This window comes from Sphingomonas sp. Tas61C01 (assembly GCF_052567495.1).
Genome location: NZ_CP199583.1, coordinates 1837385 through 1863808 on the forward strand (window position 1 = coordinate 1837385; position 26424 = coordinate 1863808).

Below are 26424 nucleotides of genomic sequence, written 5' to 3' on the forward strand. Positions count from 1 at the left end.
CTACTTAAGTAAGCGCGTCGCTGCCGTCCCCTTCGTGGCGCGCCATCCATTTTGGCTCTTCACCGGCAATCCACCTACCAGACTAACCTCATTCGCCGAGACGCGAGGTTCGCTGATAGCGCCAAACGCGCTGAGGAATCGGTCAGGCCGGATTTAAACCGCCCCAGCTTGTGCTTGGAAGCGGCGTTCGGTGATCCTCCGCCTAGCCCGCGATATACCGCTTCGCGTGCAGTCGTTCTGAATTGTGCGGTGCAGCTTAGCTATCTGGCCGGCAATCCGCAGAAGCCGCGACGAAATTCGACGGCAATGGGGATGTGCCTGGGCGACCCCATGCCCACCGAACTGGCCCCCGCCGCCGTCGCCTTCTCGTTTTGGGATTCGCCGGATCCGCGCGGATCCGTAAAGAGCCAAAACCGCAGAGTTCTGGGGTTCTTGGCATGTTTAAAGAGAATGACCATTTTCTTTTGGCCACTCCTTGCGACTCGGCCCAAGCCGCTCGGTCCACCAAAGAAAATGCGTAAACGACGGCCACGAAGTTCCTCTGCGCACGGGACGCACGCTGATGGTAAATGCGACCTGGAGTTAGCTGTTCAGGAGCGACATGGACGGCGTCGCTCCCTTCCGATCGTCGATGTATTTTCGGATGCAGGGTCGACCGCCAGATGCTCATGCTCAAGCCCTTGGCGATACTGTGCCGCGAGCGGTGCGAACCGAGTGCCACCCTCTTCACAATTCCTTCTTGGTCGTGAACCCTAGTATTGAGGGTGAAATCTCGATAACTGGATACCTAATTGAAATTGTGACATAGCTTAGATCTTGTCATTAAGGTTAATCTTAAGAATAGGTCGCCTGCATTAACTATCTATATACTTGCGTAATTTGAATCTCATGTTCTATTTGACGAATCACCAACAACATGGAGAGCCAAATGCCCTGCCGGCGTGCCAAGATATTGACTGAGGAACAGTTTCTTTTGGTTGAGGCTTACGTTGCCCAACGAAGCCGCCAACCCGAGAGCGACGCTCTGAAATTACTTCTGTCTTTTAGAGCGGGTTTGCGGGCCTGCGAAATCGCAAGGCTTCAAGTTTCCGACATGACGGATGCGTCAGGACGTGCTGCTAAATATATCTCGATTCCTGGTAGGATCGCCAAGCGCAATAAAGCGCGACAAGTACCTATGCATCCCGAAATACGCGTAGCGCTCTTCTGCTTCCAGGCCACTTACCCGAGGGCGCGTTTCGTCGCGATTACGTCGCGAACGCAAAAAGGCCGCAAGAGTATGACCGCGAACGCACTAGCTCAGTGGTTTCACCACCTCTTCAAGGAAGTTGGCTTTAAGGGGGCGTCTAGTCACTCAGGGCGTCGGACATTCGCCACAAATATAAATGCTCTGCTCAAGGACGTAAATGGGTCGATTAATGACCTACAGCGCCTGATGGGTCATGCGCGTCTGGAAACTACGGCTCTCTATATAGATCCTCTGCCGAACCTTGGCGCCCTGGTTAACGCAATATGACGAAGCCGGCAGTGGCTATAACGCCCAAAGCAGAGGCCGCATTCGAGGGATCCTCGCCTCTCGAACTCGTACTCAACTCGGCTACGATTGAGATCGTCAGTCAAATTCAGATTCCAGCGCGTGAAGCGCGCTATCGCGCGCCGCCTGCGGCTTTCCAAACCAACGTCCTCCGAACGTGGATCCACACGATGGTCGGGAGCAAGGACTTGCGACACCATCAAAGTGTCGCGCTCCAGGCGATCGCGGCGGGCGACGACGTGGTGGTGGCGACGGCGACTGCCTCAGGCAAATCCTTCATCTTCCAAGCTGCGACGATTCGCGAGCTTCTGGAAGGGCGCGGCCTAACGCTAGCGCTCTACCCGCTCAAGGCGCTTGCGGCCGATCAATGCACCCACTGGATCAGATCCTTGGATGCAGCAGGCTTGCCGCGGTCTCTCCTTGCAGAAATCAACGGAGATACCCCAATGAACGAGCGGGCTGATCTCCTAAATCGCGCGCGCATCATCGTCGCGACTCCTGACGTTATTCACAGCTGGCTTATGCGCCAAGTCGCCACACCGGCCGTGCGCGGGTTTCTCGCTCGCTTACGCTACCTAGTCATCGATGAGGCACATGCTCTCGAGGGGGAGCTTGGAAGCAACTGCGCGTACTTGATGCGACGTATCGCGGCAGCGCAAGCCCGCGCGCAGAGGTTCTTGGGCACCTCTTCTCGACCGGTCCAGATCATCGGGGCCACTGCAACCATCGCTAATCCGGCAGACCACATGCATCGGCTTACCGGGCGACACTGCACGGTTGTGGCAGATGTCGACAACGGCGCTCCCGCCGCTGAGCGGACTCTGCTCCACGTCGATGGACCCGCTCACGGCGCCGGAGCTGAGCGGTTTGCCGCCGATGTTGTGAGGTCTTTGACCCCGCTGATGGGCACGGCAGCCGTCATTGTGTTTCACGATTCTCGCCAAGGCGTTGAGCGGATCACTCGCTTAATCGGGCGTGACGACGTCTTGCCATATCGAAGCGGCTATGAGGCATCTGATCGACGCCAGATCGAAGTGGCATTGCGTAACGGCACCCTGCGTGGCGTTGTTGCGACGTCAGCTCTTGAGCTCGGGATCGACATACCGCAGTTTGCGATTGGGCTGACCATCGGCGTGCCGAGTTCGCGGAAGACTTTTCAGCAGCGTGCGGGCCGGGTCGGGCGAACGCGACCCGGTCTGTTTGCAGTGATCGCGCCGGCGATCAGCTTTGCTCAACTCGGTTCGAGCCTAGAGGAATTTCAAGCGGGCGAAGCGGAACAATCAAGCCTGTACCTAGACAATGCGTCGATCCAATTTGCGCAGGCCCGCTGTCTTCTTGACGAAATCGACGCGTTAGACGGCGAGAGTGGTCTGCCCAGCGACATCGAATGGCCGGATGGGTTCGCGCGCATGCTCGAGATGGCGAAGCCAGGTGCCGCGCGACCGCGAGCGCTGGATATGATCGCTGCGATTGGCGCCGACGGCCCGCACCTCAATTATCCACTCAGGCATGTCTGTGAGACTAATTTCTCGTTGAAGGACTTGAGAGGCTCATCCGAGCGGTTCGGCACAATTGGCCATCATCAGGCAATCCGCGAGGCCTACCCTGGAGCGACATATTTCCATCTGAGACAGGCCTGCAAAATCAGGGAGTGGCGATCGACAAGCTTCGACCGGTCGATACGTCTCGAACACGTTCGCTCAGCTGAGCCGACGTTGCCGCTCTTACGCAAGCAGGTGAACGCATCGCGTACGCAAGAGGACGTGATTGAACAACGTGAGATGGCGGGTGATCGTGGCTATCTCGGCGAGCTGCAGATGCAGATCTATGAATCCGTGGAAGGGTTTCGCACGGCGCGCGCTACGCTGCTATACAAGGATCTACGCAAAACTGATGCGCGAATGACGCGCAAGCAGCGTGATTTCGCCAGTACGGGAGTGCTGATCCAGATCAGCGAGCCTTGGTTTGCCGGTTCCAGTCCTCAGCATATCGAAACACGTCGAACGGTCGCACGCGCTTTCAAGGAGATGCTCACGCGCGATCAATGTGTGCAATCCAAGGACATCGATTTCGCTGAAACGTGCGTTGCAATACAACACCCCTCAGGTCCGGTGCGGGTAGACGATGCGATCTGCATCTACGACACCATCTACGGTAGCCTACGGTTGTCAGCCCCGCTTTTTGATCGATTGCCGGTCTACATCGATCGACTAGGCCGGGCAGCTGACGTCGCGGGGGAAGATGCGCTCCTGCCGTCAGCACTCGCCACAAAGCTCCAACAATGGTTTGAGCACCTTTCAAAAGCGACCTCTCCGGCCGCTTCGCCTGCTATCGTCCTCAAGGCGGGCGAATACCAGATCTTCGCACCTGGCAGCGAGGTTGGCGTGATCAGCAAAGGGCAAGCGCATGAACGACGATTGCTTGAACCTCAGCTCCTGAGTCACGCCGATCACGACGTCGTCATGTACCGCTATGAAAGCAGTCCAGGGGTCAACGCCTGGGTACCACATGAACAGCTACAAGCGACCGGTCAGAATTGGAAACTAGCCATCTGGACGCCATGTGACGGGCAGATCCGGGCGCTGGAAGCAGTCGCATGAACAGCAATCAACGCTGTGCGACAGGCATCATCCTGTCCGCCGGCACGGCCTACTTTGCCACGATCGCGCAGGACGCAGCAGGTCGAGTTCGGCTAATAAAGTCTCGCTCGGGAGAGATTGAACTACCTGGAACAAGCCAAATCGAGCTCCGCATGTTCGCTACCTTCCTGTTGCAGTTTCTGGATAAGAGGCAGGTTCGATCTGCGACGATCGTGCCATCGCCCCGAAGCGGCACCTACACAGCGCCTGCTACTAACTACCTAATCGAAGCTCTCATCAAGTTAGCTGTTCCCGAGATTTTCGACGTTCATCCAAGTAAGCTTCGTGCGTTTGGTGATCGCGATGACATCCATGTGCCAGGAGTCGATCGCCAGCGGTTGAACCGCCTCGACGCCGAGAAGCAACATAGGGCGATTCTTGCTGCTTCATTTCACTTGGATCGAGTTACAATGCTTGATTGCTGCGCGAGTACTGCCTGATGATCTGAAACATAATACTGTCAGGCGTGTATAAGATATAATTTGCTCCAGGCGAGGTGCATATTCCTCTTGCGGCAGAACGTAGCATCGTAGATCGATTACAAAGGGTGAGACAAGGGGGCTAGATGAAGGAAAGAACGTCACGGTATTCGAAGGATCCGCATCCGGAGAGCGCAGCATCTACGTACATTACACTCCTTGGCATTGATCCAGGCTTGAGCAACACCGGCTACGCGGTCGTAGAAGCGGATCTGGCCAGCAGGAGGCTGGTGAGAACGTTAGAACTGGGAACGATCTGCACCGAGCGGGACAATCATACACAGGTCCGGCGGACGAGTGACGATCTACGGCGAGCGAGGATCTTGCGTCATGGCTTGCAAGAGGTCGTCCAACGCTTTGGGATCACTGTTGCCGCCAACGAAATGATCAGCACGTCACCATATGCACGCCCCTCCTTCAACTTCGGCGTAACGCTTGGCGTCATTGCAAGCTTTGACTTTATGCTCTTGGAGGTCCTTCCGAAGGAGATCAAGAAGGCGGTCACAGGCAATGCGGCCGCAAAGAAGCAAGACATTATCCGCTGGGCGCTCGAGGTAACGCAAAATGATAACGTACAGTGGCCAACGTCCGGGCGCCAAAATCGGATGGATCTGAGCTACCGTGCTCGCCACGTGACGCTTGCAGCAGAACATCAAGCGGACGCACTCGCCGTAGCTTATACAGCTTTGCAAAGCGATCAGCTCCGCGATTTGCTCGCCCTTCAGCAAGCAATAGGTCGCGGCCGCTGACATCGACCGCGCCCGCAAAGATCAATCTCGCGCTCCACGTCCGCCGGCGGCGCCCGGACGGCTATCACGAGATCGAGACGCTGTTCGCCTTCGCGACCAATGGTGACACCGTGACGATCGCCCGATCGGACGCCGACGCGTTCGCCGTGACCGGATTGTTCGCCGACGCGCTACGACCGGAGCCGGGGCAGGGCCGCGAGGCCAACCTCGTGACCCGTGCAGCCGATGCCTTCGCCGCCACCTTCGGAGTGAAGGATCGCCACGCCATCGTCCTCGACAAGCATCTGCCGATCGCCTGGGGTATCGGTGGCGGATCCGCCGACGCCGCCGCGACGCTGCGCGCACTCGCCCGCCTTCACGAAATAGACCCTGCCGATCCGCGCCTCATCCAGATTGCCGCCAGCCTCGGCGCCGACATACCCGCCTGCCTCGCGGGCCGAACCGCGCTCGGTACGGGCAGGGGGGACACGCTGATCCCGCTCGACGGCCTCGCCGGCACGCCGCTGCTTCTCGTCAATCCGGGCGTGGCGGTTTCCACCGCCGCCGTATTCGCCGGCTGGGACGGCATCGATCGCGGCCCGATCCCTGAAGGCAACCTCGCGACCGATACGATGGGCTGCCGCTTCTAAAAAGTGTGCCGGCGCTCGCACGACGATCACCTAGCAATGAACTTTTTTCTGGCGCTTTTCCCAAATTGATACGCGAGTCGCCTCCATCGCTAGTTTAGCTTACGCCTATGTTACTAAGAGTTTACATATTTTGCCCCTTATTCTCGACCTGATAAGTCTGGCTTACTTGTAGGCCTGTGGAGGTTAATAGTACCTAACATTACCGGATAAGAACCATGTAAAATGATCTCTTTGTCCGGAACGACGGTACATGTATCTACATGCCGGTCGAGACGGTTTCGACAAACCGTATCCTCGGATGATTTTATTACCTGTGAAGGATTAGTGCAGATGAAGGTGCAAGTGCTATGGCAAGAACTTCGCTATTTGGAGCCAGTGACTGGCTACGATAATCGTTGGCTTAGGGATCGATCCCATCGACACGCAATGCCATCCTCGACGGCATGCAAGAACCGGAGCAAGGTGAGTCGGTGCGATCTGCCGGCCTCCGTCACTTCACCATCGCTCGCCTGCTGCGAGCTGCCAACGCCTGTAGAAAATAGGCGCCATCTCAATTGGCACTGGGTTCTTCCAGATCGGCGGCGTCGGCCGTCGGTAATCAGGTCCCGTCCACGGCTCCTGCCGGGGTCGGATCACCCGGCGTTTGTTCGAATCGCGCCCATTCTACATTGCGACACTGTCTTCGGAGATTCGTGATGGCAAGCCGTCTCCCGAAGCCTTTTGCCTGCAATCATAATCGCGATCGTCTGATTTGCTTGTCAGAGGTGATGAGCATGGCGGGCTTGAAAAAGACCGCGATCTACAACTTGATCAAGGAGGGCGACTTCCCTCGCCAGGTGCTCATCGGCTCCCGCTCGTCGCGTTGGCGAGAAAGTGAGATTTGCCATTGGATCGATGCGAAGTCGAGCGCGTCGCCACTCCGTAGTCGTTAATGCGTGGGTTCCCGGCGGGATTATGGAACCGCGTAGCTCCAGCCCCGGAGTTCAAGCTATCTACGGTCACGGACACGACGGTGCGTCACGGGGGCGTCACATCCTCATAGCAGCCGGCGCGACGAAGCTGGCGCACGATCCCGTTGAATGCTGCAGTTACGCCTTGCGCTCGACCGATTTCGTTCGTCTGAGATCCAGAATCCCAGTAAAGAGCCAGCGGCCACTTCTCAGGGCAGTGCGGCAATAGGCACCGTAGTGCCAATCTGATTTCAGGGACGTCGACCCGAGATTCTGTGCAGCGGCTTACTCCACATCGAAGAATGTGCACCGACAGCGCGATCACGACGCGCTGGTGTCTCGGGAGCGTAGACATCGATCAGTGGAAGTCGTGCGACTTGAACCGCACCACTTCCTCCGGATCCATCCCGTCCGCGTGTGGCGGCCAATACTGATTGCGCGGCTCCGGCTGCCAGCCCTTTTCACCGCGATCTGGAGATCCCGGATGCTGCGCAGCATCGCCGCGGCCGGTGCGGTGCGGAAACGACATGTCGCCGACGCGGTGGAGCAGATCTCCGTGGTCGATGATCCGGTCGCAGATCACATGAATGATCTCGCCTTCCTTCTGCACCCGACCCTTCATGCCAACCATCGACGCCGACATAATCGTTCGGCGCTGCGCCTCGAAACGGTCGGGCCAGAGTATGCCGTTGGCGATCCCGGTTTCGTCCTCAATCGTAATGAACAGGACACCCTTCGCCGACCCCGGCTTCTGACGGACCAGAACAATCCCGGCGACCTCGGCATGGCGGCCGTCGCGGATGCTTGCAAGATCAGCGCACTTCGTGACCCCGCGCCGGGTAAGCTCGTCGCGCACGAACGTCAGCGGATGCGCGCGGAGCGACAGCTGGAGCGCGCGGTAGTCCTCGATCACCTCACGGCCGTCGGTGAGCGGCCGGAGCGCCACGTCGGGCTCCACGCCCTCGGCGCTGAAGGTCTCCGCGGTGCGATCGGCCGCAGCAAAGAGCGGCAACGGGGCCTCTCCAAGACCTCGCACCTTCCAGAGGCCCTGCCGGCGATCAACGCTGAAGCCGTGAAAAGCATCGCCATCCGCCAGCTTCTCAATCGCGGCGCGCTGGACGCCCGATCGCCGCCAGACGTCCTCTACGCTCTCGAAGGCGGTGGTGGCGCGCGCCCCGACGATCTTCGCACCATCAGCGTTCGACAGGCCGCGGATTTGCCGTAGGCCGAGCCGCACGGCAAGGTAACGCCCGCCGGTCTTCTCCAACGTGCAATCCCAGCGGCTGGCATTCACGCAGGGCGGCCGCACCTCGACGCCATGGTCGCGCGCGTCGCGAACGATCTGGGCCGGCGCGTAGAAGCCCATAGGCTGCGCGTTCATCAGTGCCGCGCAGAACACGTCAGGATGATGATGCTTGATCCAGCTGCTCGCATAACTGATCTTGGCAAAGCTGGCGGCGTGACTCTCCGGAAAGCCGTAGGAGCCGAAGCCTTCGAGCTGGCGGAAGGTTCGCTCGGCGAACTCCCGCGGATAGCCGCGCTCGACCATGCCCCCGACAAGCTTCTCGCTAAAGTGCGACACGCCACCTGTGAACTTGAAGGTCGCCATGGCGCGGCGCAGCTGATCCGCCTCGGCCGGCGTGAACCCAGCACCGACGATCGCGACCTTCATCGCCTGTTCCTGAAAGAGCGGCACGCCGAGCGTCTTCTCCAACACGGCGCGTAGCTCAGGACGCGGGTATTCCGGTTTTTCCAGCCCTTCGCGTCGGCGTAGATACGGGTGGACCATGTCGCCCTGGATCGGCCCCGGCCGGACGATCGCGACCTGGATGACGAGATCGTAGAAGCGCCGCGGCTTCATGCGCGGCAGCATCGACATCTGCGCACGACTCTCGATCTGGAAGGTGCCGAGCGTGTCGGCCTTCTGGATCATCGCGTAGACGTCGGGGTCGTCGTCCTGCAGATCCTTGAGCTCGACGTGCAGGCCCTTGTCCGCCTCAAGCATGTTGAAGGCGCGGTTCATGCAGCCGAGCATGCCCAAGCCGAGGACGTCCACCTTCATGAATTTCAATGCGTCGATGTCGTCCTTGTCCCACTCGATGATCTGCCGATCTTCCATCGCGGCGGGCTCGATCGCCACCAGGTCGTCGAGGCGATCATGGGTCAGAACGAAGCCACCCGGATGCTGCGACATGTGGCGCGGCACCCCGATCAGCTTGCGGGCAAGCTCTAGTGTCAGGCGCAGCCGGCGATCGCCAATGTCGAGGTTGAGCTCGTCGACCTGCTTCTCGCCGACGCCTTCGGCCGACCAGCCCCAGACGAGGCCCGCGAGCGAAGACGTCAGATCCTCCGGCAGCCCAAGCGCCTTGCCGACGTCGCGGACCGCGCCTCGCGCACGATACCGCTGGACCACTGCTGTCAGCGCGGAGTGATTGCGGCCGTAGGTCGCATAGATCCACTGGATGATCTCCTCGCGTCGCTCATGCTCGAAGTCGACATCGATGTCGGGCGGCTCGCGGCGCTCTCCGGACACGAAGCGCTCGAACAGCAGCTCGTGCTTGATCGGGTCAATCGAGGTGACGCCAAGCACGAAGCACACGCAGCTATTCGCAGCCGAGCCGCGCCCCTGGCAGAGGATCCCGCGCCGGCGTGCCTCGCGGACGATCGCGTAGACCGTCAGGAAGTAGGGGGCGTAGCCAAGCTCGCCGATGAGCCGCATCTCATGGGTGATCTGGTCGGTGTACGCTTGCGGCACGTCACCATCGAACATCCGGTCGACGGCCTCATCTGCAAGGCGCTCAAGGGCCTCCTGGGCGGTCAGCCCGTTGATCAGCTTCTCATGCGGATACTGATACTGGAGCTCGCCAAGGTCGAACGTGCAGATCCGCGCTATGTCGACGCTCGCCTGCAGCGCGTCTGGATAAGCTCGGAAGCGCCGCACCATCTCGTCGGGTGATTTGAGCGCCCGATCGGCGTTGACCTCGCGGCGGTAGCCGAGTTCGTCGACGGTGCATTTCTCGCGGACGGCGGTGACGACGTCCTGCAGCAGCCGCGCTTCGGGAGCATGGTACAGCACGTCCCCGGTAACAACGGCGCGCACGCCGGCGCCGCCCGCCTGGCGCGCAAGCGCATCGATCCGGACTGCGTCCCCCGGCCGGCGCCGTTGGAACAGCGCCATGTAGCCTCGCCGCCCGTAGACGGCTTTCAGGTCCTTCAGCGCCGCAAGGTTCTCCTCATCAGCCTCGTGCGGCAACAGGATGGCGATAACGCCCTCGGACCAGGGCTCCAGGTCATGCCAGTGTAGAAGGCAGCCGCCCTTCCCTGCCCGCCCCTTACCGACCGTCAGCAGTCTCGTGATCCGAGACCAGGCAGGGCGGTTGGTGGGGTAGAGCAGCAGGCGTCGACCACAGGAGAGATCAACGCGAGTGCCAGCGATCGAGCGAACGCCGGTCGCCTTCTGCGCCTCCCATGCCCGCACAACGCCGGCGACAGTCCCGATGTCGCTGACGCCGATCGCCGGATAGCCAAGCAGCGCCGCAGCCGCGAACAGCTCCTCGGGACTGGATGCTCCGCGCAGGAGCGAGAAGTGGGTGAGCACCTGAAGCTCGACATAGTGGGTCATCCGAAGACCCCGTGCATCCACCAGGACAGATCGCCTGTATCGTCCTCGAAACCGTCACCGCGGCGGAACACCCAGAAACGCCCGCCGGTCTCGTCCTCGACGCGGTAATAGTCTCGCACGGCCCACACCTCGGCATCACGCCGCCACCACTCGCCATGTACCCGCTCAGGTCCGTCGCCGGCGACAACCTTGTAGGTCTTGCCCCGCCAATCAAACCGACGTGGCGGCTGGTCGGGCATCAATGCCATCACTCGGTGGAGCGGCTCTGGATGCGCGAAAAGGCGGATCGGACGTTGCCAAGCGGGCCAGTTTCCGGGAACTTCATTCGGGTCGGAGTAGGCGACGGCTCGCTCCGGCACATGGCTGTCGACCGGGGCGAAACGGAAGACGGACCGCACACCGATCCTGCCGGCGATGACGTCGACCAACCGCGACGGATCGCGCACCAGCGTTTCGCCTGCCAGGACGGCACCGAGATCCACCGCGTCCAGTGGCTCCGTATGCGGGGCGACAAGAGCGAACTGCTCGATGCCCATGCCAGGATCGATGCGCTCGATCCGGAGCTTGAGCAGCCGCAGGAGGTGCCCAACCTCGCGCGTCGGTCGAGAGGTGCCGACCGCCACGAGCTGCTCGGTGCCGTCGACGCGCAAGCACGTCAGGCGAAGCGAACGAGCACCCAGCCCTTTCGCCTGCAGGACGACGGCGAGATCGCGCAGCAGGTCGCCCATGACCTGTTCGATCACCTCGGCCGTGCCGATCGGCTCCAGCAGCCGACGCTCGGCCGCTGGCACCTCTGGATCATCGCGCGGCGTGATCGGCTCCGCGACACCGCCTAGCGCCTGATCGAGCCGGGTGATCGCCGGCAGGCCAAGACGACGCGCTAAGGGCCCGCGCGCGACCGGCAGCAGATCCCCGATGCGATCGAAACCAAACTTTCGTGAGGCAGCTAGCGCCGTGGCTGCGAGGCGAAGCGCCGCGATTGGCAGCGGAGCAAGTGCGTCCGCTGTCCCGCGCGCTTCGACGCGGATGAGGTCACCCTTGCCAAAGCGAGCCAACGCATGAGCAGCGCCAGGCGTGTCTGCGACGGCAACGCGCGCGGTGAAGCCAACACGCCGGTAGAAGGCGAGCAAGCGTCGGCAGAACCGTTCCTCTCCGCCATGCAGGTGCTCGCAGCCTGCCAGGTCGATCCACAGGCCATCGTGCGGCGTCACGGCCGCGATTGGGGACCAGCGCCTGACCGCCAGCAGCGCAAGGCGGTCAAGCAGCGCCGCATCCGCCTCAGGTTCGGCCGGACGGAAGTCGAGATCCGACACTAGCGCGCGGGCGTGGGTTGCTGCCATGCCGGGGTGGATGCCGAGTGCCTGCGCGCCGGTGCAGGCGGCGACCACCTCCTCGCGCCTGCCTACCTTTCCGACAAGCGCGAGCGGCGCGTGTTGAACCGGAGCCGGGGCAGGCGCGATGATCCGCAGAGCGGGTGTCGGCGCCTTGTACGGGTGGCTTGCTGCTTCCGATCGCCGGCCAAGCTCACGCATCGGTGGCTGCGCGTGAACCGGCAACGTGGCGATCTGTGCCCCGACCTCCTCGCGCGACTGCGCGCTGGATCGTGCCCACTTAGCACCAGGGCGCCAGCCGCCGCCCCGCGGCACCGAACAGGCATCCGGGTCGTCGTCGACCGGCAGCTGCAGGGCGGGCCGCTCAGGCAGCCGCGTAGCGGGCCGTTCCAACCGTCTCAGCCGTTCGATGGCCAAGTTCGGCAGGAACAGCGAGACGACCCGTCTCATTGCTGCCCTCCACAATTAGGGAGAAGGATGCACCGCCACGCTGCCGCGCGAGTTCGACCGACCACTGCGCTCTCCCCACACCTGCGACCTCCAGCCGCGCCGAAGGCGCGGAGCCGATCCGCCAGCGCGTCCAGGCAGCAGAAGGCTCGGAGAAGGGATCCTGGTCACGGCCGCGGCGCCGTCGGAGCAGCAGAACCGGCATGTCAGCTTCTGCTGCCACCAGTTGCAGCCTTCTGGTCGCCACCATCGACACCTTGCTCGCTTCTGCGATAATGGCGCATGGCGTGCCGTCGCGGACAGCATCCTCGATCACCGCGAGAAGCGCGGTATCGTCCGCAGGCTGAGCATAGATGACGTTGGCAGACGCGAGGCCCGCCTGCTCCAGTGCCGGAGCGTAGAGGTCGTGCCTACAGCTCGTCCAGAGGACTAGACCTCCGGTGTTCGCAGCCTCCCGCGCAGCGATCCCAGCAAGGAACAGGGTCGTTGCCGCGTCATCGACCAGCGCCGCACTCTGCGCGGTCGCTTCGTGGAGCGCACCAGCGCGCAGGCCCCCTGCCCCAAGTCGGCTGTCGATCGCGTCGACGCCGAACGGCAGCACGCGGTAGTCGGTCACCGGTGTGGCGATCGTCCGCAGGTGCGCTATGCTTGGCGCGAGAGAATCGAGGGCGGCGGACATCGTGTTCTAAGACTCGGCTCGTTCTCCTTATGTTCCGTTACCGTGCTCCATCGGTCAAGCTCGCAACGGCTCGGTTCATCGATTCAGCGAAGCCGAAAGCTTTCGCGACGGTCTCTTGGCAGCTGGCGACCCCCGCCCCTCGCAAGCGTACTGTTCGAGCGCTGACACGAAGATGGCTAGGCCGACCCAAAAGCGGACGCTCGTTCATCTCCTCTAAACCGCCGCAGCTGACGTCCGACTGCCTGCGCTTAGCAAAGACGAGCCGCGTAAATCTGCTGGGCAGCGGTTCTGGCAACAAAGCGACCGACGGGCTTGCGAAAGGCATGAACTTTCTGGCTCGCCTTTGACAGCTGACCCAGTTTCGCTGATCGAAGGGCATGGGAGACAACGATGACGAGCCGGGATCTGGACCGTGGCTGCCGTGGAATGGGGGGGCCTGTCCGATTCGACCCGATTGTCGGGTGATGATCAAGCGCCGCTACAACTCATCCGTATCGGGTGAAGCCGGCAGCTTTCGATGGTCTCACGACCAGTATGTCGCTTACGGCGCCGATGACGTGGTCGCATACTGCTGCATCTCCGATAGTACCTGTGATTCTTGAAGCCCTGCGTTCAGGCGCCGTTCCAATCTTTCTGCGACCGAAAGACGAATCGGCCTCCCGGCCCGGATCTTCCGCCAAGTGTTGTAGCTGATCCCGAATCCGTTCATCAGCGCCTGACTTGTCTCGCCCGGGAGCGATGTCAACATGCGTTCGACAACTTGAGGATCTACGCAACGTAGGCCAACGCAAGGCGACGCCTGCTCCCCCAGTACCATGACTACACTCATTCCGAACTGCCTTAGTTTGCTGACACCTGCTCGCGAACTAGAACGCGTATGCGCAATTCGTTCGCTCGATTGACTTGCCTGAGAGCCCCCCGACCCTAACTCTTTCATTCCCGAAAAATCGCGGCTTCTGCCCCCCCCCGACTAGTCGTTCACGCTTCCCGGCTGCACCGCGCCTGGAGGCGGTGGGCTGCAGGACAGCCGTTCGGCTCCGGCGGTTCATTCGTCGGGAAGTATAAGGACGGCTCGAAAGTCGTTCACGTTGGTGAAGGTCGGCCCTGTGACCAACAGATCCTCAAGTCTCGAGAAGAAAGTGCCGCTGTCGTGCCGCTTAAGCGCATCATCAACGTTCAGGCCGGCAGCGGCGGCGCGCGTCAACGTGTCCGGGGCGATGATCGCGCCCGCGCCACCGCCGCTGGCACCATCCTCACCGTCCGTATCGGCTGCCAGCGCCCAGACTCCGGATCGACCGGACAATGCCCGCGCCAGCGCGAGTGCAAACTCGGTGTTGCGCCCGCCGCGTCCTGCGCTCCTGCCGGTCAGCGTGACCGTGGTCTCGCCACCGGAAAGCAGAACGCAGGGACGCCCCCTCGGAGCGCTCGTCAGGTGCGCCATCGCCTCCGCGACCTCCCTGCTTTCCCCTTCCAGCGCATCACCCAGGATCTCGACGTCGTACCCCGCTTCGCGCGCGACCTTCGCCGCGGCATCCAAGGACGCCTGCGGGGTGGCTATCAGCCGGACATCGCAGGTCTGCGCGCGCGGAGCGTGCTTGGTGGCCGAGGGTGCCACCAGCTTGCAGTATGCCGCCTCTCCGATCTCGCCGCGCAAGCGCTCGGCGAGCGCGGACAGGTCCCGTCCTTCCTCGGCATCCGCGATAGTGGGTCCGGACGCTATCGCGGCCGGATCGTCGCCGGGAATGTCACTGATCGCGAGGGTGACGACCTGCGCTGGGAAGGCGGCGGCAGCCAGCTTGCCGCCTTTGACCGCTGACAATCGGCGACGGACGGCGTTCATCGACCGGATGTCGAGACCTGAGTTCAGAAGCGCGCGGTTGACGGCCTGCTTGTCGGCGAGGGTGAGGCCCGGAACGGGCAGCGCCATGACCGACGAGCCGCCTCCGGAGATCAGCGAGAGCACGAGATCCTCTGCGCGGAGGCCCGCCACGAGGTCGAGCATCTCTCGCGCGGCCGCCTCGCTGTTGGCGTCCGGAACCGGATGCGCCGCCTCGCGTACCGCGATCCGCCCGGCCGGTTTGCCGTAGCCGTAGCCGTAGCCGTAGGGTGCGACAACCGCGCCATGGAGGTCAACGTCCGCCCAGGCGCGATCGACGGCGATCGCCATGGCGGCCGCAGCCTTCCCTGCCCCTACGACTATGCACCGCCCGCGGGGCCGCGGCGGCAGGTGGTCCTTCAGGACCAGCTCCGGATCCGCAGCGCTCACGGCCGCGTCGAACAGGCGACGCAGCAGCAGCCGCGCCGCCCCGTCCCGCTCGGGCTCCTGCAGGGAAAGCGGTCCCGTTCTCATAGGCCGCGTCCAACGGCGAGGTCCGGCCCGCCATGCGAGGAGTGAACCTCGCGGATTACCTCGGCCCAGCCCAGCGACTCCGGCAGGCCTGTGCCGCTCATGTGAACGCCACCACGTCGTAGGTGTCGAGGCTAGGAACCGTCACGCTGGCGTAGCCGCCCGCCTGCCGGACCTGCAGCGGACGCCCTTGGCTCACCAGCCGCGCGGTCCGGAACGTGCCGGCGACGTTTAGCTGGATGCCCGACATCGGAATCGCAGGGTGGTACGCCACCTGAGAACAACCGGACAGGTTGACCAGGTGGACGAGGGTGCGCGCCGCATGCCGCTGCTGCTGCACGGTGATCTGCACCATCGGATGCGCGTTCGTTCGGATCTGGCGGCCTCTGGGCAGAAGATGGTCCACCAGGTCGCCGATCAGAGCGGCATGGTTCACCGCCGACACCCGGTAGTAGAGGTCGCCGATGTCCCAGGGGAGGTAGGCGAGACGGCCCTTGCCGTAGTCGGCCAGGTGCAGTCCTGGCTTGGCCGTGTCCGTCATCCCTTCCCCGACCTTCTCCATGGGGATGGTGATCGTGGACGGGACGTAGGTTAGCGCTGCCGGGCCGCGCGGCTCCAATTCCAGAAAGTCGCTGTAGTTGAGCAGCAGTTCGGCGTCCGACAGCGATGGCAGCAGCTTGGGATCGCGCACACGCCAGTAAGACGAGAGCGTCTCCTGACGCTTCCACAGCTTGACGACCGGCGGCAACTCCAGCTCGGGCCTGACCGCGCTCGCGGCGAGGACGCGGCCGCCTGCGCGCAGATACTTGTCGAGCTTCGCCGGCACACCCTTGGGGCAGACCACGAGATCGTAGCGCCCGGGATCGCTGTCGATCCAGTCGAGCCTGCTCGACAGCGCGAATGGGATGTGCTGCTCGGTCAGTAGTCGGAAGAAGCCGCGCATCGCCGAGTTGGAGGTGTCGGCCGGGAGGCCCACGCCGGGCGTGTCGCGGTAGCCGAAGCCTCCGTTCCCGGCCGTGGCCGCTTCGCCACGACGCCCGATCGAAGCATGCTTCCCGGCGCCGACATCGTCCAGCAGCAGGACTCGCGCAGCGTTCTCCTGGCGGACATACAGCTCCTCATGCGCCTTGTGGAACTGGAACGCCGGTCGCGCCCCTTTCATGCCGTTGCCATCGAACTGCTCGATCGGGCCGTTCACGAAAAGGAACGGGCCCGCGCCGTTCGCCATGTTCTGGTAGGCCCGGATCTCGCCATCGGGCGCGGCCCGGTGCACGTAGCGCCAGTAGCCGTCCAGGAACACCGCATCGTTGTTGAACGACATCTTGTCGGGCTCGGTCGCCCGCAGGCGGTTGACGGTCTCGCTGGCCTGGTAGAGCCAGTAGGCGTTTGCGCTCGCGACCGGCGCGCTGTGTGTCTCGTCGTTCCTGGAGTCCGCGTCGCGGCCATAGAGGAGGTTGAAGCCGTCGTCCGGCCGCTTCTCCCGCAGGAAGCGCGTCAGATGGTCGGTCGCCTCCGCCATCGACGCGTTAATGAAGGCGAGATATTCATCGTCGGCCTCATCGGGAACGCCCCGGTTGTATTTCGCCCGGAATAGCCGCTGGCAGTTGTCGCAGTGGCACGGACCGTTGTTCTGACGCTGGAACACCCCGTTGAAGAACGCGCCGTCGATCGGATAGCGCGCGATCACCTCGCCCATGATCTTCAGCGCCTGTTCGCGGACGTAGCCGCCGTTGACGCATGTCAGATAGGCGCCGTTCACAGGACGCATCTCGCCCTTGGCCGTGCGCTGTAGCCAATCGGGATGCGCGGTCATCACGCGAGGGTCCTGATGGAAGGACCATTCGAACCGCGAGATGACGCGGATGCCCCGCACATGCGCCTTGCGGACGATCTCGCCCACGAGATCGCGCCCGGCGGGCAGACCGGTCGCCTTGAAGTGGAACGGGACCTTGGTCGGGTAGAACGCCGCGATGCCACCGGTCGGCACGTAGACCGCGTTCGCGCCGAGGTCCGACAGCCAATTGACGTAGGCGTCGGTGTCCAGTGGCGGCCGCGTCTGGTCGAACAGGACGAGCGCCATACGGATCGGCTCGTCCATCCACCACTTGCCGACCGCCGCGGGCCGGCCGAGTGCCTGCACGCCGGTCGCCAGCGAGGCTCCCGCTACGACCGTCCCAGAGAGGCTTAGCGCCTCGCGACGTGACACGTCCATTGTCGTCACTCCCGAAAGAAGGGGCTCGATCCCGCACCAGGGCTGGGCGGTTCGTCGGTCAGGCGAGATCGATCGCCACGATCTCGTGATATCGGATCGAAGGCACACGCACCTTCAACCTTCGGCCTTGCTGAGTGAACTGCGCAGGCTGGCCACTTTCAAGAAGGCTCACGCCGACCGGGCTCACGCCGTCGGGCAGCTCAACCTCGACATCATATGGTCCTGTCGTCAGCGCCTCCCGATACGACCCGGCCATCGTCATCGGATTGTTGTAGTTGACGATGTGCGCGGTCACGGACTTGGCCTGCTGCCAATAGGCGAGGTCGATCAATCCTGGCCCCGCGACCTGCAGCGGCGGCGCTTCCCCCGACGCCCAGGCGACCATGGCATGCAGCACCGCGAGATGATCGCTGTCGCGCAGCTCGCCAAACGTCCGGTCGAGATCCATCGGCAGATAGACGACCCGCCCCGTGCCGAAGGTGCGGCAGTAGGCCATCGGTATGTCGGTGGTGGGAACATCGGTGTAGACCCGCTCCATCGGCAAATCCTCGTAGCTGGGCACGAGCGTCAGCGGCGATGGCTCGGACGTTCCCTCGGGGGTGACCATCACCCGCTTGACCGCTCCAATGCATCGCGGAACGCCCTCCAGGCCGGCCAGGATTGGGCTGGGGTGGCGCAGTGTCAGATACGAGTTCTGCACGCGCTCCACGACCTTGCCGTCGAAACGGCAGCCGAACAGGTCGGCGAGGCCGAAATTCGCGCGAGGCTTACCGAATTCGTCGTGCAGGGACGTCTCGTGTGTCGCGACGATCCGGCCGCCCGCCTTCACAAACCTGCGCAGCGTCTCGCACTGCGCATCCGATAGGCGGACCAGATTGGGCAGGATCAGCACGCGAAACCGTTCGATGTGCTTGGCATCCAGGTAGCTGATGTCGAGCTCGTCGAAGGGTAGTCGAGACTCAAGTAAAGCCTCGTAGAAGCCATAGCGATGCTGCTCCAGTTCCCCGCGGCCCTTGTTGCCCCCTTCCAGGGCGGCGGTGCGCGGGTCGAGGATCATCCCGATCGTCGCCAGGCTCCTGGTATTTCGCAGGTGTCGCTCGTTCTTCGCAAGCCACTGGTAGATGTCGGCCACGACCGGCATCCAACGCTTGTCGAACGGCTTGGCGTTGAACTTGGTCACCCACGGACGCGAACCCTGCGCGATCGCCGAGTGCGCCCAGATGCGGATCTCGGCCTCGTTCTGGACCGAGTCCTTCCAGCGATACTCCTCCTCGACACCGACCGAGATGATGTTGCTAACCGGCTTGTCGCCCATGTAGGCCCGCAGCTCCTTGGTGAAGCGGCCGTTGTTCCAGGCCTGCTCGCCGGTCGAGAACATCCCGTGGTCGGTCGATCGCGCCTGCCGATCGCAGAACACGACCGGATTGCGCTCGCCAAGATCCTTCCCGACGTAGTCGACCGCGCCGCGCCGCTCCGTCCCGTAGACGAAGAAGCCGTTCGGATTGGTGGCGCGGATCGTCTTGTTCCAGAGGTCGTTCAGCATGAGGAAGCGGCGCTGGGTCCAGTCCCAGTAGCGTGCCGCCGCCGGGTTGACCGGATCGAGGTCGGTCGGGATCTCGGCGCCTCCTGCATCACGGTATAAAGTGCGGCAGCCGGAGCAGTAGCAGACCCCCAGCGTGTTCACGCGATTGCCGAAGTAGCCGTCGACCGCGTAGCCGCGTGCAATCTCCTGCAGCACCTGCGGCATCAGCTTGAAGTTGTAGTCGGTGTAGGGGCACGTCAGATACAGGTCGGCGGCCGTCCAGTGCTTACGCGGCTTGCCGTCGGCCGTGCACGCCGCCCACTCCGGATGCGCCGCGAACACCTCGGTCGGCATCGCGTGCGTGTCGATCCGCGCCAGCACACGCATGCCGAGTTCCTTGCATCCCTTGACCATGGTGCCGAACGGATCCTGCTGTCCAAGTCCGCGCGCCTTGCCGTGATCGGGCACCTTGGTCGGATAGAAGGCGACACCCCCTCCCGCGGAGAGACACACGCCGTCCGCCTTGATTTCTTTGAAGTAGTCCAGCCAGAAGGAGGGGGAGAACTTGCCGGGGTCGTCTTCGGTGAAAGCTAGCTGGAACCAGCGCATGGGACCCTCCTCCCACTTGGCAGGGCTGGCATGGCCCCGCCGCGCCGGCGTTGCCGCGGCGAGCGGCACCGTGGCCGAGATGGTCGCCACGCCCGCCGTCCGGAGAAGCGTGCGTCGGTCCATGCCGTGATCCAAGCCAGTCATTTCGCCCTCCCCGTCCTTGTTCTTCGTTTCAGCCCGAGCAGCGGCGGCCAATTCAGGCGACGCTGTGGTTCGCCAACAACTCGAGCGCCAAGACCAATGCCGAATGGTCCTTCTGCCCGTGGCCGTTCGCGTCGCACGCCCCCATCAGCTGTGCAGTCGCGGCGGTATTGGGAAGCGACAGCGACAACGACCGCGCCGCGTTCAGCGCTAGCGCCAAGTCTTTGCGATGCAGCGCGATCCGGAAGCCCGGGTCGAACGTCCGCTTCGTCATGCGCTCGCCATGGACGTCGAGAATACGTGAGGAGGCAAAGCCTCCCTGAAGGGCCTGCCGGACCTTCTCCGGATCTGCGCCGGCCTTGGCCGCGAACACCAGCGCCTCGGCCACCGCTGCGATGTTCAAGCCGACGATGATCTGGTTTGCCACCTTGGCGATCTGCCCGCTGCCGACCTCGCCGACGCGGGTGATGTTCTTGCCCATCAGCTCGAACAGCGGAAGCGCATCGGCAATGTCGGCTTCCGAACCGCCGACCATGATGGTCAGCGTCGCGCCCTTGGCCCCGACTTCGCCGCCCGAGACAGGCGCATCGACGTAGCGGCCGCCAGCCTCCACGACCCGCGCTGCGAAGCCCTTCGTTGCGATTGGATCGATCGAGCTCATGTCGATGACGAGGGTGCCAGGCTTCAGCCCGGCCACGACGCCGTCCGCTCCGAACAGGGCCCGCTCGACGTCCGGCGTGTCGGGCAGCATCAGGACGATGACATCCGCACCGGCGGATATCGCGCCGGCGTCGGCGCAGATGACCGCACCGCCCTCGAGCAATTCGCTTGGCAATGGCGAACGATGCTGCACCACGAGCAGTTCATGTCCTGCGGCCTGGAGATGCCCCGCCATCGGCCGACCCATGATGCCGAGCCCCAGGAAACCGATCTTCATGCAGTGCCTCCAATCCGGTGCTGGCTCAGATATGATTTTGCCCAATCGAGACCGTCCAAGGTGTCGCCAGCCGGCGCGTATTCGCATCCGATCCAACCTTGATAACCGAGCGCGTCAATTCGCGAGAGCAGCCACGGGAAGTTGATCTCCCCTGTTCCTGGTTCGTGACGACCAGGATTGTCGGCGAGCTGGATGTGGCCGATCCGCGGCAGCAGACGCTCTATCGTGCGGCTTAGGTCGCCCTCCATGATCTGCATGTGGTAGATGTCGTACAGCAGTCTGACGTTGTCCCGTTCCACCGCATCCATGACCTCGAGCACCGCGTCCGTCCTGTCGTAGAAGTATCCGGGCATGTCGACACGGGTGTTGATGGGCTCCAGCACGATGGTGATGCCGTGCGGGCCGAGCAGGTCGGATGCGCGACGGACGTTCTCGATCAGCGTGTCGGCCCATGCGCTCCGATCGGCATCGGCGGGCATCTTGCCGGCCATGAGGTGGACGACGGGCGTCCTGGTCGTGAGCGCGTAGTGCAGCGTCGTCTCGAGCCCGTCGGCGAACTCCTGCTGGCGGCGGGGATCCGCCGCCACGCCGCGGTCCCCTCCCGCCCAATCGCCCGCGGGCATGTTGAAGAGCGCGAACTGCAGATCGAGCCGCGTCAGCCGGTCCGCGATCTCCTCGGCCGGCACCACATAGGGAGCGACGCACTCGACCGCCTTGAACCCGGCTGCGGCAGCCGCGTCGATGCGTTCCAAGAAGGGCCTGTCCTGGAACATCATCGTCAGATTTGCGGCGAGTTTCACCATGTTCATCTCCCGAGAATACGCAGTGGTGCTCAGAACCTGACCCGCGCGCCCACGCCCAGGTTGCGGCCGATCAGGTCGTAGAAGCTGGATGCCGTTGCCGCGCCGGCGCGACCGGTGACGTTCTCGGCGATCAGCGGCGGGTCCTTGTCCAGCAGGTTCTCTACCTTGAAGAACAGCTGAAAATGCTCGTTGATCTGGTATTCGGCGGTGAAATCCAGGTAGAAGCGGCCGCTGAACTGCTGCTTGTCCAGATCGAGCGGACCGTAGGTGCTGTCGTAATGCCCGCCCCCGATGAAGGTGCCGAGCAGCCGCCCGGTGAACGATCCCTGGTCATAGGCTAGGGTCGTCGACGACCGCCATTTCGGCGTCGCGTTGGTGCCGGTGAGCTGCCCCGCGGTGTCGACCTTGCTGGTGCCCGACGTGGTGACCAGACGGTCGACATAGGTGGCCAATTCGGAGAAGCTGACGTTCCCTGCGCCAACCGCCACGCGATAGGCCAGCTCGAAGTCGATGCCCCGGGTCTTCAGCGTCTGGGCGTTGAAGTAGGTGGACTGCACCCGGGTCAGCGTGCCGTTGGCATCCCGCGTCAGCGCCGAACAGAAACTCGGGTCGCCAGCCGCGCAGCGATCGATCACCTCCTGCTGACCGAGGATGTTGATAGCGTCGTCGAGCTTGATGTCGAACACGTCGACCGAGAACTGCAGATTGTTGATGAAGTTCGGCCGCAGGATGACACCCGCGGTGAAGGTATGTGCGACTTCCGGCTGTAGTGCGCGATTGCCGCCGGAGACCGTGGTAACGAGGACCTGGGCGTTGCTCGGCCGATCGATGACCGCCTGCTGCGAACGCGTGGTCGCAGCGGAGAACAATTCGTTCAGCGTCGGTGCGCGGAAGTCGCGCGAGTAGGCGCCGCGGAGACGGATCTCGTCGGTGACCGCCCAGTTGACGCCGACCTTCCACACGGCGGTGCTGCCGCTGGTGCTGTAGTCCACGAGACGACCCGCGAGATCGAGGTCGAGGTTCTTGCCGATGAACGAATCGGCGGCGAGCGGAATGCTCGCTTCGACATACGCCTCCTTTACGTTGACCTTGCCGGCGAACGGTGCGGAGTTCGCCTGCCTCCACCCGCCGACGGCAGAGATCGGATCAGTCGTCTGCTTCAGATCGTTCTTGCGATATTCGCCGCCGACCGCGACCTGCACGGGACCGGCCCAGGTTTCGAACAGCCTGCCACGGAGATTGACGGTGGCGTTGTACTGGTTCTGGCGCGCCTCGATGAACGAGGTTCCTGCCGCGTAGGCGACGGCTTCAGGCGAAACCGAGTTCAAGCCGAAAATATTGGCCGGCTGGCAGCCGTTCGTCGGATTGGTGAGGGTGGATCGACACACGGCCTGACCCGTCGTCGGGCTGATCACCGAGTCCAGCGCACGCGTCCAGTTGGCGTTGTTTCGGTTGTTCAAGCTCTGGTTGCGGTATTTGGATGTCGTGTAGCTGCCACCCACGTCCCAGTTCCAGGCGCCTACCTTACCCTTAAGGCCGCCTGACGATCGCACATAGGTGTTCGTCGTCGAGTTTAGGTTGATGCCGAGTTCGGGATTGATGCGGCCGACGTTGATCGTCTGCAGGTTGTTCGCGACCATCGTCGCGCGGATGTTGGCGGGCAGGAAGGCATTGTCGCGCCGGACGACGATGTCGCCGGTGTTGAAATTGTAGTTGTTGGTCTGCTGACCCTTCGAATGCGCCGCGAGCACATCGACGTAGGCGGTGACGTCGGAGGTCAGGTCGTAGGTCGCCCGGCCATAGCCGTTGACCCGCTCGCCCGACGCGAGCAGCACGCCAAGGTCAGGCTGAGGCTGAACGCCGTTTCCGCCCTCCATCCAGACCAGGCTTATGTTGGTGCCCTGCTGCAGACGACTCTGCGCGCCGCCCTCTCCGAACTGGATGTTCTTCAGCGCGCCGTTGGTGGTGATCACGCCGCCGTAGGTCATGGTCGAATAGCGGACGTTCGGCCGGATGAACTGCCGGAATTGTCCGTTCGTCGGCGTGTACGTCGGATTCGGAATAAGCGTCACGCCGTTGGATCCCCAAGCCCGGCTGCCCTGATACAGGATGTCCGGGCGGGTGAAGTATGATCCGGCCACGACGACGTGGCCCTTCCCGCCGGCGAAGCCCGTTCCGTAGGCCGCGTTGGCGGTGAACACGAACGCGTCGCCGTGGCTCGTGACGTTGTTCTGGATGTCCGCCTTGAAGCCATTGAGCTGTCCGTCGAGAATGACGTTGACGACGCCGGCGATGGCGTCCGATCCGTATACCGACGAGGCGCCACCGGTGACGACCTCCAGCCGCTTGATGAGCGAGGTCGGCAGCAGATTGAGATCGAAGCCGCTGGTCGGGCTCGAGAACATCGCGCGCTGGCCGTCGATCAGCACGAGGGTGCGGGTCGCGCCCAGAGACCGGGCATTGAAGTTGGATGAGCCGACGTCCAGCGCCTGCGTGTTGTTGCGGTTTGGCCTGAGCGCCGGGATGTCACGCAGAAGGTCGGTGACCGTCGTCGCGGCCTTAGCCTCGAGCTGCGCCTCGCCGATCGCAGTGACGGGGGTTGGCGTCTGAAACGTGGAGCGGGCGAGACGGCTGCCCGTCACCAGGATGTCCTGCTCGGGTTCAGCGGGGCTCTGCGCCGCGGTGTCCTGCTCGAGCGGCACGATCTCGCCGGGGGTGGTTGGCGCTTGAGCAGAAGGACCGCTCGACGGGGTGGCGACGCTTGCCTGATCCGTGGCGGCCGGACTGCCGGACACTTGAGCGCCGGACTGGTCAACGGCAGCAGCGATGGCGGTTCCCGAGAATGCGAAGATGCTGACCCCCGCCATCAGCACAAGGCACGTGCGTTGCCGTTTCATGAAGACCCTCCCGGTTATGCAGCGCTCGTCCCAGTGCCGGGCGAACGTCAATCTAGTTCTGGATACCTTTTCTTACCGCCATGATCAACCGTAAAGCGAGTTGACCAGATTGATCTTGGTTGGCTGAGCGTTGGCGCTGCGTTCTGACGGTGATCAGCGCGGGATGACGCCCGGAAAGACGTACTGCTGGAGCATCACAATCACGCCGAGGATCAGAGTCAGCGCGATCGAGTGCCAGAAGGTGCGGGCGAGGACCTCCCCCTCGCGGCCCTTGAGCGACGTCGTTGAGGTGCCCGTCGTGATGTTCTGGGGTGAGACCATCTTCCCCATGACTCCGCCCGAGGCATTGGTCGCTGCCATCAGGACCGGGCTGACCCCGATCTGGTTCGCAGCCACGACTTGGAGATTGCCGAAAAGCGCGTTTCCGGACGTGTCGCTCCCGGAAAGGAACACCGCGAGCCAGCCAAGAAAGGCGGACACGAGGGGGAAAAGGAAGCCTACGGAGGCGATGCCGACACCAAGCGTATAGGCGATCCCAGAATAGTTCATCAGGTAAGCCAGACCGACGATCACCATGGTCGTGGCGAGCGGCAGCCGGACCTGCCGGACGGTCCCGGCTAACGCATCCAGCAGCTGCCTGGACGAGAGCCGCGTTAGAAAGACGTTGATGACTGTGGCGGCCAGGATGGCGGTGCCAGTCGCCAGCGGCTGGAAGGTCCAGATCGCGGCATAGGGCCTGCCGTAGGTGGTAATGAACACGGCATTGTGCAGACCGGGCCACTTGACCTTGAACTGTCCCAGGAGATTGACTTCGAAGTGCACCCACAGGATCACGACTACGGACAGGATGATCCACGGCATCCAGCCCTGCCAGCCGGGATGCCTCCCCCGGTCGCGCGCGGCCACCGACAGAGCCACGGCATCGAGAGCGAATGCCGGGTCGTGAGCCGGTCGCCAGACCTTCACGAACGCGATCGTCAGGATCAGCGAGGAAAGGGAGGACAGCACGTCGGTGAGCGCGTAGCCGAGGTAGTTGGACGACAGGAACTGCATGGCGGCGAACGAGCCGCCCGACACGAGCAGGATCGGCCAGATGCCGCGAAGCGCCCGGACGCCTCCATACACCGCCATAACGTAGAAGGGCAGGATCAGCGCCATGATCGGGAGCTGGCGGCCTATCATCGCCCCGAGCGTCACGTCATGCAGCTGGGTCACGGCGGCCAGCGTCGTGACCGGCGCACCCAGCGCCCCGAAGGCCACGGGGGCCGTGTTGAACATCAAGGTGAAGACCACGGCTTCCAGCGGCGAGAACCCCAGAGCGATCAGAAGCGCACTAGTGATCGCGATCGGCGCGCCGAAGCCCGCGACGCCTTCCAACAGGCATCCGAACGAGAAGCCGATGATTATGAGAGCCACGCGGCGATCGTTCGGCAGATGCTCGATCATCCAGTCGCGAAATGCCGCAAACCGGCCAGAAACGACCGACACGTTGTAGAGAAGCAGCGCGTTCGCCACGATCCACATCACCGGCCAGGCCGCAAAGGTCGCGCCCGCGGCAACGCTGTCGAGGGCGAGGCCGACTGGCATGCGCCAGACTGTCGTCGCAAGCACGAGGCACGCGATCAACCCAGCGAGCGACGCTTGCCAAGCAGGGCGGCGCAGGACGCCCAGCAGCACGAGCACCACAGCGATTGGGACCACGGCAAGCCCGAACGAGGCCGCCAAATTGCCGGCTACCGGTGTGACCTGTTGGTGGAACATCGATCCCTCCCCTACGCCTATTGGCGTTTCAGCCATCAGCGGGTAGTTCGCCTGACAGCCTGGATCAAGTGGTAAAGAGATTTGACAAGATGGGTTCGCTTGATCTCCCAAGACCCACTATGTAGCCTATGTCGCA

General features: G+C 63.1%; 15 protein-coding genes and 1 pseudogene. 6 read left to right on the plus strand and 10 right to left on the minus strand.

Annotated features, from left to right (window positions below; all coding sequences use genetic code 11):
* Nucleotides 1-928 precede the first annotated feature (928 nt).
* From ACT009_RS08590 to ACT009_RS08615, 6 genes and pseudogenes are all read left to right on the plus strand, one after another.
* Nucleotides 929-1516, plus strand: a complete 588-nt coding sequence (locus ACT009_RS08590) for a tyrosine-type recombinase/integrase (RefSeq protein WP_445194048.1) — start codon at nt 929-931, stop codon at nt 1514-1516.
* The gene (locus tag ACT009_RS08595) at nt 1513-4134 is read left to right on the plus strand and encodes a DEAD/DEAH box helicase (RefSeq protein WP_445193916.1); all 2622 of its coding nucleotides are present in this window, start codon (nt 1513-1515) and stop codon (nt 4132-4134) included. Before ACT009_RS08590 ends, ACT009_RS08595 begins: the two co-directional genes overlap by 4 nt.
* Nucleotides 4131-4613 carry a DUF3010 family protein gene (locus ACT009_RS08600; protein ID WP_445193917.1) on the plus strand — a complete coding sequence of 161 codons (483 nt, stop codon included), beginning with the start codon at nt 4131-4133 and terminating at the stop codon, nt 4611-4613. The genes ACT009_RS08595 and ACT009_RS08600 overlap by 4 nt, the downstream gene beginning before the upstream one ends.
* A 125-nt stretch (nt 4614-4738) precedes the next feature.
* Nucleotides 4739-5401 (plus strand): crossover junction endodeoxyribonuclease RuvC, encoded by a 663-nt coding sequence (locus tag ACT009_RS08605; protein WP_445193918.1) that lies wholly within the window; start codon nt 4739-4741, stop codon nt 5399-5401.
* Nucleotides 5398-6000 (plus strand): annotated as a pseudogene (locus ACT009_RS08610) (4-(cytidine 5'-diphospho)-2-C-methyl-D-erythritol kinase); the annotation flags it as partial. The gene ACT009_RS08605 and the pseudogene ACT009_RS08610, both read left to right, overlap by 4 nt.
* A gap of 725 nt (nt 6001-6725) precedes the next feature.
* Entirely contained in the window at nt 6726-6962 is a 237-nt protein-coding gene (locus ACT009_RS08615; protein ID WP_445193919.1) for a helix-turn-helix transcriptional regulator, read from the plus strand.
* 376 nt (nt 6963-7338) lie between these two features.
* Here the strand turns inward: ACT009_RS08615 and ACT009_RS08620 are convergent, their stop codons facing one another.
* The 10 genes from ACT009_RS08620 to ACT009_RS08665 all read right to left on the minus strand — a co-directional run bounded on the left by ACT009_RS08620 (nt 7339) and on the right by ACT009_RS08665 (nt 26288).
* Nucleotides 7339-10602, minus strand: coding sequence for an error-prone DNA polymerase (locus ACT009_RS08620; protein WP_445193920.1), 3264 nt, complete (start codon nt 10600-10602; stop codon nt 7339-7341).
* The gene (locus tag ACT009_RS08625) at nt 10599-12383 is read right to left on the minus strand and encodes a DUF6504 family protein (protein WP_445193921.1); all 1785 of its coding nucleotides are present in this window, start codon (nt 12381-12383) and stop codon (nt 10599-10601) included. The genes ACT009_RS08620 and ACT009_RS08625 overlap by 4 nt, the downstream gene beginning before the upstream one ends.
* Nucleotides 12298-13059 carry an ImuA family protein gene (locus ACT009_RS08630; RefSeq protein ID WP_445193922.1) on the minus strand — a complete coding sequence of 254 codons (762 nt, stop codon included), beginning with the start codon at nt 13057-13059 and terminating at the stop codon, nt 12298-12300. Before ACT009_RS08630 ends, ACT009_RS08625 begins: the two co-directional genes overlap by 86 nt.
* A gap of 1045 nt (nt 13060-14104) precedes the next feature.
* Nucleotides 14105-15409 carry a glycerate kinase type-2 family protein gene (locus ACT009_RS08635; RefSeq protein WP_445193923.1) on the minus strand — a complete coding sequence of 435 codons (1305 nt, stop codon included), beginning with the start codon at nt 15407-15409 and terminating at the stop codon, nt 14105-14107.
* A gap of 97 nt (nt 15410-15506) precedes the next feature.
* On the minus strand, nt 15507-17618 hold the full coding sequence (locus ACT009_RS08640) for a family 10 glycosylhydrolase (RefSeq protein WP_445193924.1): 2112 nt from the start codon (nt 17616-17618) through the stop codon (nt 15507-15509).
* A 58-nt stretch (nt 17619-17676) separates the two neighbouring features.
* Entirely contained in the window at nt 17677-19893 is a 2217-nt protein-coding gene (locus ACT009_RS08645; protein ID WP_445193925.1) for an alpha-amylase family protein, read from the minus strand.
* Nucleotides 19894-19945: 52 nt separating this feature from the next.
* Entirely contained in the window at nt 19946-20827 is an 882-nt protein-coding gene (locus tag ACT009_RS08650; RefSeq protein WP_445193926.1) for a 2-hydroxy-3-oxopropionate reductase, read from the minus strand.
* Nucleotides 20824-21636 (minus strand): 2-oxo-tetronate isomerase, encoded by an 813-nt coding sequence (otnI, locus tag ACT009_RS08655; protein ID WP_445193927.1) that lies wholly within the window; start codon nt 21634-21636, stop codon nt 20824-20826. Before otnI ends, ACT009_RS08650 begins: the two co-directional genes overlap by 4 nt.
* Before the next feature lie 23 nt (nt 21637-21659).
* On the minus strand, nt 21660-24527 hold the full coding sequence (locus ACT009_RS08660; RefSeq protein ID WP_445193928.1) for a TonB-dependent receptor plug domain-containing protein: 2868 nt from the start codon (nt 24525-24527) through the stop codon (nt 21660-21662).
* A 153-nt stretch (nt 24528-24680) separates the two neighbouring features.
* Complete coding sequence (locus ACT009_RS08665) at nt 24681-26288, minus strand: L-lactate permease (RefSeq protein WP_445193929.1); 1608 nt, start codon at nt 26286-26288, stop codon at nt 24681-24683.
* Nucleotides 26289-26424 lie beyond the last annotated feature (136 nt).